Source organism: Kribbella sp. (assembly GCF_035687465.1).
Lineage (GTDB): Bacteria > Actinomycetota > Actinomycetes > Propionibacteriales > Kribbellaceae > Kribbella.
In genome coordinates, this window is sequence record NZ_DASRXP010000273.1 from 1 (window position 1) to 3,388 (window position 3,388).

General features: G+C 70.7%; 4 protein-coding genes. All 4 read right to left on the reverse strand.

Annotation, left to right across the window (positions count from 1 at the left end):
* A partial coding sequence (locus VFG33_RS13630) for a translation initiation factor IF-2 N-terminal domain-containing protein (RefSeq protein WP_325026197.1) occupies positions 1-1,103 on the reverse strand: 1,103 nt, incomplete at its 3' end.
* A gap of 113 nt (positions 1,104-1,216) precedes the next feature.
* Positions 1,217-1,552: a YlxR family protein gene (locus tag VFG33_RS13635; protein WP_325026199.1), complete on the reverse strand. Its 336-nt coding sequence runs from the start codon at positions 1,550-1,552 to the stop codon at positions 1,217-1,219.
* A 44-nt stretch (positions 1,553-1,596) separates the two neighbouring features.
* The gene (gene nusA, locus VFG33_RS13640; RefSeq protein ID WP_325026202.1) at positions 1,597-2,589 is read right to left on the reverse strand and encodes a transcription termination factor NusA; all 993 of its coding nucleotides are present in this window, start codon (positions 2,587-2,589) and stop codon (positions 1,597-1,599) included.
* A gap of 1 nt (position 2,590) precedes the next feature.
* A complete protein-coding gene (rimP, locus tag VFG33_RS13645) occupies positions 2,591-3,106 on the reverse strand; it encodes a ribosome maturation factor RimP (protein ID WP_325026204.1) in 516 nt (171 codons plus the stop codon).
* Positions 3,107-3,388: the final 282 nt, after the last annotated feature.

A 3,388-nucleotide genomic window follows, 5' to 3' on the forward strand; every position in this document is an offset into this window, starting at 1 on the left:
GGACCGCCGCTCAGGCGACCACGGCCGCCGCCACCACCGCCACCGGGGCCACCACTGCCGCCACCGGGACCGGAAGGACGACCGGTGAACGTTCCGGCCGAGGACTTCGGCATCATCGCCGGGTTCGGACGCGGAGCGCCCGGAACACCACCGGACGGACGCGGCCGGTCGTTGCCGCGCCCGTCGCTACGGGCCTGCGGCGGACGCGCCGGCATGCCGGCCGGGCTCGCACCCGGGGCCGCCGGGGCCGCGGGAGCGCCCGGACCAGGCCGTGCGCCACCGCGCTGCATGCCCTGGGTCGAGCTGAAGGGGTTGTTGCCCGGACGCGGTGCACCCGGACGGCCGCCGCCGGAGCGGTCGCCGCCCTGGCCACCAGGACGTGCCGAACCACCCGGACGAGGCGCACCCGGACGCGGGGCGCCACCAGGACGCGGAGCGTTCCCCGGGGTGCCGGGACGCGGTGCCGGCCGGGACGGAGCCTCTGCCGCGGGACGCGATGCTGCCGGGCTCGGTGCTGCCGGTGCCTCAGCGGCCGGAGCCTCCACAGCGGGAGCGGCCGGAGCCTCGGCGGCCTTGGCCGCGGGTGCCTCGAAGGCCGGCTGCTCCACCTTGGCCGGAGCCTCGGCAGCAGGGGTGGCCTCGGGGCGCGGACCCGGCTTGGGGCCGGGGCGCGGACCCGGACGCGCCGGGGACGGCGCCGTGGTCGAGGCGGCCGGGGCAGAGGCGGCCGGAGCGGCCGTCTCGGTCACGGTCGGCTCAGCCTTGACCGGAGCCGGTGCTGATTCCACCACCGGCGCGGTGCGCTCGGCCTGGACCGCGGGAGCCTCGGCCGCCGGAGCGGCCTTCTTCTCCACGACGGGCTCCGCCGGGGTGACCGGTGCGGTCGCCTGCGGCGCAGCAGATGTACTGGCGGCGGCCTTCTTGGCCGCGCGCTTCTTCGGCGGGTTCTTCTCGAACTCTTCCGCCAACCTCCGGACTACGGGTGCCTCGATCGTCGAAGACGCCGATCGGACGAACTCTCCCATGTCGTTCAGCCTGGTCAGGACGACCTTGCTGGTAACTCCGAGCTCTTTAGCGAGCTCGTAGACTCGGACCTTTGCCACTGCTCTCCCTCTGGTCCGAGCCTGGGGCGCGGACCGTTAGTTGACGTACATGCTCATCGCATTGCACTCATCGTTCGACACTCATCGAGTGGTCATGAGTCGATGACCCGCCTTCATGTCTTCGCGACTGTTGTCGCGGGCGGCCGGGCGGCCGCACTTGCCTTACCTGACTCCTGCTGCTCGACGTGCTCCCGCACGAGTGAGACATCCAGCGGGCCCGGGACCTTGAAGGCCCGCGGGAACGCCTTGCGTCGCTCGGCGAGGTCGAGACACTCGGTCACGGGGTGCAGATGCGCCCCTCGCCCGGGTGCCCGGTGATCGGGATCCGGGAGGACAAGTCCTCCGGACACCGTCATCCGCAGCAAGCCGGCCGGACTGTCCCGTTTCCGACACCCGATACAGGTGCGCTCCTGATGCTTCTCAGGGCGCGCGTCTGCAGTCTCTGTCACAGTTCCTCAGGGTGTGGTGACGACTCAGTCGACCGACCGAGAGATCAGTCTACCTTCTCGTCCCCACGAGTCACATCCGTATCCGGTCTGATGTCGATCCGCCAGCCCGTCAACCGGGCCGCGAGGCGCGCGTTCTGCCCTTCCTTGCCGATCGCCAGCGAGAGCTGATAGTCGGGTACGACGACCCGGGCAGCCCTCGCCGCGGCATCGACGACCTCTACCGACGAAACCTGCGCAGGAGAAAGCGCATTCCCGACGAAGGTCGCCGGTTCGTCGCTGTAGTCGATGATGTCGATCTTCTCGCCGTGCAGCTCGTGCATGATGTTGCGCACCCGCTGGCCCATCGGGCCGATACAGGCGCCCTTGCCGTTCACGGACGGGTTCAGCGTCCGGACGGCGATCTTGGTCCGGTGACCGGCCTCACGCGCGATCGCCATGATCTCGACCGTGCCGTCCGCGATCTCCGGTACTTCGAGCGCGAACAACTTCTTCACCAGGTTCGGATGGGTCCGGGAGACGGTGATCTGCGGGCCCTTGAAGCCCTTCCGGACGCCGACCACGTAGACCCGCAGCCGGGAGCCGTGCTCGTACTTCTCCCCCGGCACCTGCTCCGGCGCCGGCAGCACCGCCTCGATCTTGCCCAGGTCGACCATCACCGAGCGAGGGTCGCGGCCCTGCTGGATGACCCCGGAGACGATGTCGCCCTCCTTGCCGGAGAACTCGCCGTACCGGACCTCGTCCTCGGCGTCGCGCAGCCGTTGCAGGATGACCTGCTTGGCCGTGGTGGCGGCGATCCGGCCGAAGTCGGCCGGGGTGTCGTCGAACTCGCGGGCCAGCGTGCCGTCCTCGTTCAGCTCGCGGGCGAACACCGTCACGTGCCCGGTCTTGCGGTCCAGCTCGGCGCGGGCGGACTGCTGCGCTCCCTCGGTCCGGTGGTACGCGACCAGCAGCGCCTGTTCGATCGCCTCCACCACGACCTCGAAGGCGATGTCCTTCTCGCGTTCCAGGGACCGCAGTACGGCCATGTCGATGTCCATCTCAGTTCTCCTCCACCGTGCCGTCAGCGGCAGGTTCGTCGTTGCCGGCTGGCCGGTTGAACTCGATCTGGATCTTCGCCTTGACCATGTCGGCGTAGGCGATCGTGCGGGGCCTGCCCTTCACGTCCAGCTCCGCGGCGTCGTCCGTCGCGGCCGTGATCCGGCCGGTCACCTTGCCGCCGGCCACCAAGGTGACCTCGACCAGGCGGGTGACGTTGCGCCGCCAGTGCCGCGGCAGTGTCAGCGGCCGCTCGACGCCGGGGCTGGACACCTCCAGCGTGTACGCGCCGTCGCCCATCACGTCGTCGGCATCCAGCGCCTTGGAGATCGCCCTGGTCACGTCGGCGACGTCGTCCAGGTTGATCCCGCCGTCGCGGTCGACCAGGACGCGCAGTAACCGGCGCCGCCCGGCCGGCGTGACTTCAGCGGCCTCCAGGTCGCAACCGAACTGCAGGACGACCGGCCGCAGGAAGTTCTCGAGGCTCGCGGGGTCCGTGTGGTCAGTCCTTCGGCTCACAGGTAGACCTGCCTCTCTCTCCAGTTGTGCACCCGTTGCGCCACCCGGCGATCCGACCGAGGGCAGTAGCCCACCCTATCCGGCCCGCCGAACTGTCCGACCCAGCACCTCCGGCCGGGATAAGGTTTCGGCCGTGCCGAACGATCCCCTCCGCCTGTCGCGCCGTACCGCGCTGCGCACCGCTGCCCTCGCAGCGGGCCTCGCAGCGGGCACCGCTGTTCTGGTGGCCGGCTGCGACGACGAGCCCGATCGATCCGGTACTCCGGGCGCCACCGAGGGCCC